This is a genomic window from Ideonella sp. B508-1, from assembly GCF_000333615.1.
In the GTDB taxonomy this organism is placed as follows: Bacteria; Pseudomonadota; Gammaproteobacteria; order Burkholderiales; family Burkholderiaceae_C; genus Ideonella.
The window spans coordinates 1-6049 of the sequence record NZ_BADL01000085.1; the positions used below are offsets into that span (position 1 = coordinate 1).

Consider the following 6049-nt stretch of genomic DNA (forward strand, 5'->3'; position numbering starts at 1 on the left):
ATGACCGTGCCAAGGAAGGGCCACCTTGCAAGGCATTCGGCCCGTTACCCGCCTCGGCCCTGGTGGCCAGGGTGGGGGCTTCAGCAATTTAGACAACGCCCCCAGTTCGGTGCCTGGCTCGGCCTGGTGCCCAGCCAGAATTCCACCGGCGGCAAGGCCAGCCTCGGGCGCATCACCAAGCGCGGCGACGACTACCTGCGCACCCTGCTGATCCAGGGCGCCAAGTCCGCCGTGATGAGTGCCGGCAAACGCACCGATCGCATCAGCCGGTGGTTGGTGCAGCTCAAGGAGCGCGTGGGCTGGCAAAAGGCTGTCGTCGCGCTGGCCAACAAGAATGCCCGCATTCTGTGGGCCGTTCTGACGCGTGGCGTGGCGTTCAACCCCGACCACATCCCTGAACCACCCGCGGCACGCTGCTGTCTCCGACCCCAGCCCGCGGCCTGAGCCCGAAGCCCAAACCCTCGATTCCACAACCGGACGTGCGCCCGAAGATGCCCACCACAGGTCAGACCGGCGGCAGGTGAACTCGGTAACCCTTGCGTGCGCAAAGCACGTCGAGTGAATGGAGCCCTGCCGAGCGGTTCGTATCTGGGGCCTCGGTGAACACCACCGACACAAGCCCGCCTGTAGATGTGCAGTCTGTCCTTCCACGGTGGCGCCTTCGATCACCACGTCCTACTGTTCACTTGAAAGGAATACGGCTTGGGAAGAAGAACACTGAACACCGTTGACTCAGCGGGAAGTCCCTGTAGAAAGGTTAGGCGGTAGATTCATTACTTTGTCTCATCGACGAAGGTGGGAGCAGGGTAGAAGGTGGAAACATTGTGGGTGAACAAGGCGGGCTGCATGGGGTATTTTCGCTGGAATACACGTGGCTCTTTTGCGCCCAATGGTGCAAGTCTTATAGCCTGCCGGCTGCGGGGCGAGTCATATGTATTATCAAGCGATGCGGTGAAATAGTAGAGGTAGGGCTTGATCCATTTAAAGTAGTCGGCTGCATCGATGGATGAGAACGACTCAGTACTTAGATATTTCGGATTTGCTGTTATTGCCTGGGCCAATTCTGCGGCGCTCGCTGGCACCCCAGAGACAAGGGGAACAACATCCCATTGGCCGTCGACCATTACCCATTTGCCAAGATCAGCAAGGTACACCTCCGTTACTACATGGCCGGCGCCCGAGCTTCTTGTTTCTACGTCAGCCATCATGAGTCCGACAACTCGGGCGGGATAACCCACAGCCCCCAATGCACCAGCCAGGACGATTGCATATTCAACGCAACGAAACTGTTTTCCAGTCGTGGCCTCGTCAAGAATCGATATTGGATCACTATGTTGCGGAGTGTTTTCCCCGTTGTGCCTCCAACGAGTGCTCGTCCAATGTGCGATGGAGAGAACGCGTTCAAAATCGGAAGTCCTGCCTTTGACTACTTCATTTAGCTCGTACTGCATTTTCAGCGCGATGAGATAGCTATTCGATGATCGACTGAAGATAGCTGGCAGAGGTTGATTTGGCGAAAGGTCAAATCGAAAGGATTCTGCCAGTGACTGTGTTGAGCTGAGCAAGAGCATGGTCGAAAGCAGAAATGGGGAGATGGACATTGCTAGGCCTAGGAAAGGTCTGCACAACTCGCAACTTGGCGTGGTGGTGCGCTGAGACGATGGGAATGTGATGCTGTGGATGGCAAATTCGCTGCGATTTCCAGGTCCGCAGGCCCGAACAGGTCCGCGACCCGGACCATTTGCCATGCTGCGGACGCACTCATGCCACCGCTCCGATGAGTTTGCGCTGCGCCATCCACAGATGGGACAGCGCAAACAGCGTGTGCAGTTGCGCCGTGTTCTTGGCCAAGCCGCGGTAGCGCACCTTGATGTGCCCGAACTGGCGTTTGACCACCCGGAACGGATGTTCAACCCGCGCCCGGATACCGGCCTTCACCCGTTCGAGCTGCTCAGCGAGGGCCTCGATCGGCTTGGCCGGGTCCAGCGTGCGACGCTTGCCCGGCCGCATGGCGATGTTCCAGGCCACACCCGCCCTGGCGTCCGGACGCTTGTCGGCACCTCGATAGCCAGCGTCGGCGTAGACCTCGCGGTCGCTTGGGCGCACCAGGCTGTTGGCCTCGGTCACGTCATTGACCGCGCCGCTGGTGCCGCGCACGGTGTGGACCAGACCCGACTCGATGCCCACGCCGATGTGGCACTTCATGCCGAAGTACCACTGCTGGCCCTTCCTGCTCTGCTTCATCTGCGGGTCGCGTTCGCCGCTGCTGTTCTGGGTCGAACGCGGTGCAGCGATCAGCGTGGCATCCACCACCGAGTCGCCCTTGAGCATCATGCCCTTGGCACTGAGCAGGTCGTTGACGGTTTGCAGGATCGTGCTTTCGTCGGGCAGCCGCTCGTCCCAGCCTTCCAGTCCCACGAACTCGCACCGGCATGTCATGCAGCGCCTCTTCCATCGCCGGGTCACTCAGCGTGAACCATTGCTGCATGAAGTGGATGCGCAGCATGGTCTCCGGCGAGAACGGCGGGCGGCCTCGCTTGCCATCGGGCAGGTACGGGGACACCAGCGCCACCAGATCCGACCAGGGCACCACCTTCTCCATTTCGTCCAGGAACTCCCGGCGTCGCGTTCGCTTGGTCGTCTGTCCCAAACCCAGGCTGTGCTGCTTCATGGCCCGTATCGTCTCAGCGCTTCACGTCGACGCCAAGCACCACGGGTTGCGAGTTGTGCAGACCTTCCTTAGGCCGCTGGTGCGAAAACAACATGTTTTATCGCTTTGAGAGTGGCACAAACGATGATTGAATATAGCCATTGGCGCGAAGCCTATTTGAATGACTACCTACGCANGCTTCCCGAGAGTCGGCAGCTGAAGAGCCCAAGATGGCTGCGACAAATGGAATTGCTGCACAAACTGAAAACCAGGGAACTGACACTTTGTTTCCACAGTACTTACATGTGGCGGAAGTGGCTGGACCTAGGCATGACTTACGAAGGATGCTAACTGCTTGCTTGCCGCAATGTGGGCACGAGTAGCTATTCATCTACAACTCCATATGGATCGGGCCTAACGAGGTTGTAGAAAAAGTCCGATCACAAAGAGCCACCCAAAATCCAGGGGTTTTTCACCCCTTGCCAAGTCGTCGATCGGCGATCCTGGATCGATCTGAGCGGTCGATTTTTCAGCCCATGCATCTAATCAGCGCTCCAGAGGGTTTTGCTACAGCCTCAACGTATAGGTTAAGGGGCGGCGCTGCGAAGCAGTGACGCCCCCTTGAACCGCCAGTTAGGCTGTGGGCTGATGCTGAAATTGGCTGAATAACCTTGGCCAGATTTGTATTGAGCCACCTTGCCCCCCAGAAGTTTGTTCATGTGCCGACCACTGTGGCCGAGGCCGCACCGAACGCCAAGCGGTGGCGGCGAAGCCACGACCGTGGGCTGCTTGTGCTGTGGCTTGCCTCGGCAAAAAATCCGACTCTGGCCTACGCAGAGTGTATTCATTTCGGTGCAAGTCCCAGTTCGTCGAGGCGCAATAGAATTTCGGTTCGACGACTCTTGGCGATTTCACGCCAGTCTTTCTGTTCTTGCGCTGCTATGATTCCATAGAGAAAATTTCTACTTGTCCCAGAAACGTTTTGTTTGAGGCATGCGTAGATTTCGTAGGCATCGCGCGCATTCAATTGTTCAACTGTTGTTATTCCAATCTTCGCGAGTGCTTGCGTGCTCTTCGGCCCGAATCCTGGGAGTAGGGCATGGCGCGTAGGATTTTTAGTTTTATGGCTCATTGATTGCCAACCTTCGAAATTTGCCGCAGCGGCCATTTGGAGAGGCCTGACGCCCAGGTTAACCGGCGCCGTAGCGCGAAGCACGAAGGGCACCAACAAGGGCCATCAAAATCGCGAAGCGATGGCCCTTGTTGGCGTCCGCGTTGAACCGACAGTTAGGCTGGTGCGCGAAGTGGAAGGAGATAGCCAGGTTACTCAAAATAGACAGGCCCTTCGAGCAATTCAATGACAAGGAGAGGAATGCTTCTTTCCGCGCAGTCTAGGAATGATTCGATGACAAAGGCTAGATTTGTGGGCTCAACTGCAGGCATTAGAATTTCAGGCTCGTAGCGCGAGACGTTAGACAAAATGAACAAACCGGCAAGGTAGGAGGCTACTCGCGGCAAAAGCACCGCTGATGGGTGAGCAACTTGGTCGAACCACACAGGACTTTGACGCGGCTGCAGGTCGCGCCATAGATGAGTGTTGCAGAACTGCTGGAGCGCCTCTGGATTGTGAAGAGGGGTTATGAGCGCAAGCTTCATATCTCCGGAATGCTGGCACTTATCGGCCATCCATGGCAATAGTGACTGCCAATTCATCTCGAAATCTTTGGCATCCACACCCGGGATAAAGTATTTCAGTTCCGTTGGCGCATTGATGAATGCCTCAATATGCACCTCGGCTACGCCGCATTTGGTTATGCCGACTAGATGAAACTCATGCCGAAGTTCAGGAATTTGTGACAAAGCATCCTTTAAGGAAATTGTTTGTTGCTTTGCCGACTCGGCATGCCCACCCCACATGCTCTCCACAAGCTTGGGAAATGTGCCAGCCTTTGATATCTCGGCAGTGCACGCCAGTAGGTCTTGGCCTGCTTTGTAGCGCATTCCGTGCGTTGCCGCTCCGGCCTCGCCATGGCGCGCAATCAGTGCCCCCCGCACCAAGTTAAGTGCGCAGTAGTAAAGCAATAAAGGTCGCGTGAGCGTGGACGTGTTAGCGGCAGCCTCATGCAGCTCAATTGCTTGGCGAATTCTGAGGCTCGCGACTTCCGCGATTTCGGTGGAGGTATTGCTGGCTTCGGAAATTCTCCGCAAATTATCAATTGTGCCGATCCGCTTAATGAACTTCCATGCCGCCGCATGCGGGTCGCCTTTCCTGAAGGTGTGGCCAGTCTGAAATGACTGGAAGAAGGGGATGCTCATTCGGTCCATATAAAAGCCTAACGAATGGCTATGCTGGTTGTTTGTTGTGGCCTAACGCCAAAGTTAACCGGCGCCGGAGCGCGAAGCGCGGAGGGTACCAACACAGGCCAGGAGAATGCCGAAGGCATGGCCTGTGTTGGCGTCCGCGTTGAACGACCTGTTAGGCGTCTGCGCGATTTGGGAGATGCTTTTCATAGCAGACGCTCGTGGGATCATTGGCATACTCACCAAAAGGCACAATTCTTTCGAAGCCAAACGACTCGTACAAAGCCATCGCCGGCTGTTGACGATTGCCGGTTTCAAGACGCATGACTTTGTACCCCATTCGAGTGGCTGAAGCCTCCAAGACCTCAAGAATCTTTCGAGCGACGCCGGCGCAGCGAGCACTCTTCCGAACGTACATGCGACGTACTTCGACAACGGCTGAATCGATTGGACGCAGTGCACCACACCCGATTGGTACTTCAGCATCATAGGCAATGACATATGTTCCGCCTGGCGGGGTGGGTGAATTTCCGGGCCATGGTGCACCATCGGCGTGAAGCTCAGGGTACAAGGCCCGGGCCTCAATTGCGGCTTCACGCAGCAAGGATAGGGCATCCTCGCCTTGTGGATCTACGACTCTGAGGGTGTGCTGCACTGGATTCAATTCAGACGCCTAACGTTCGAGGTGAGGCGCAAATTGCAGCTTGCTGCAATTTGTCGCCTCGACTGAGGGGTTAGCGGAGTAATCGGCCCGCCCGCGCCGCAAATCGTCCCGAAGAAACACGGGTTGGCGCAGCCGCTGGCGGCGTGGCAAGGTGGAACGTGGCGCCGGGGAAGACCGATATGGCAATGGTGCGTACTGCCCGCGGGTTAGCGTGGTCATGGGCTGCGTCATCGACATTGGTGAATCATCGCGCAGGTTCACGGCCTGCACGGCGATATCCCGTTTGAGAGAGTGATCAAGACGACGTACCCGATCCGGTGCCACGTTCCACTTCTCATAATGGAGGAGCCCATGGCGCAAGGCAATCTCAACCTCACTCCCAAGCCCGGCAAGGGACGCGGAGCCATCACCATCACCCACCCCAACGCGGCGGG

General features: G+C 56.9%; 5 protein-coding genes and 1 pseudogene. 1 reads left to right on the top strand and 5 read right to left on the bottom strand.

Features of this window, described 5'->3' with window-relative positions; translation table 11 throughout:
* Nucleotides 1-444: pseudogene (locus tag I73_RS25780) on the top strand (transposase); the annotation flags it as partial.
* A 329-nt stretch (nt 445-773) separates the two neighbouring features.
* Here the strand turns inward: I73_RS25780 and I73_RS31365 are convergent.
* The 5 genes from I73_RS31365 to I73_RS34775 form a co-directional block, all read right to left on the bottom strand.
* Nucleotides 774-1601 (bottom strand): transglutaminase family protein, encoded by an 828-nt coding sequence (locus I73_RS31365; RefSeq protein ID WP_159105834.1) that lies wholly within the window; start codon nt 1599-1601, stop codon nt 774-776.
* 160 nt (nt 1602-1761) lie between these two features.
* Nucleotides 1762-2671 (bottom strand): IS5 family transposase gene (locus I73_RS25790; RefSeq protein WP_374701939.1). Its coding sequence is split into 2 segments (ribosomal slippage): nt 1762-2425 and nt 2424-2671, totalling 912 coding nucleotides; the frame shifts between segments, so codons are not numbered across the junction.
* An 823-nt stretch (nt 2672-3494) separates the two neighbouring features.
* Nucleotides 3495-3818, bottom strand: a complete 324-nt coding sequence (locus I73_RS31370) for a TfoX/Sxy family DNA transformation protein (protein ID WP_199899029.1) — start codon at nt 3816-3818, stop codon at nt 3495-3497.
* Nucleotides 3819-3973: 155 nt separating this feature from the next.
* A complete protein-coding gene (locus I73_RS31375) occupies nt 3974-4966 on the bottom strand; it encodes a YaaC family protein (RefSeq protein ID WP_159105835.1) in 993 nt (330 codons plus the stop codon).
* Nucleotides 4967-5126: 160 nt separating this feature from the next.
* Complete coding sequence (locus tag I73_RS34775; RefSeq protein ID WP_374701940.1) at nt 5127-5606, bottom strand: GNAT family N-acetyltransferase; 480 nt, start codon at nt 5604-5606, stop codon at nt 5127-5129.
* Between the last annotated feature and the right edge of the window lie 443 nt (nt 5607-6049).

What these genes read in the sequence shown, in the direction of transcription:
- I73_RS31370 (WP_199899029.1), bottom strand. Translation starts at nt 3,818, where the DNA reads ATGGCCGCTGCGGCAAATTTCGAAGGTTGGCAATCAATGAGCCATAAA.
- I73_RS31365 (WP_159105834.1), bottom strand. Translation starts at nt 1,601, where the DNA reads ATGTCCATCTCCCCATTTCTGCTTTCGACCATGCTCTTGCTCAGCTCA.
- I73_RS31375 (WP_159105835.1), bottom strand. Translation starts at nt 4,966, where the DNA reads ATGAGCATCCCCTTCTTCCAGTCATTTCAGACTGGCCACACCTTCAGG.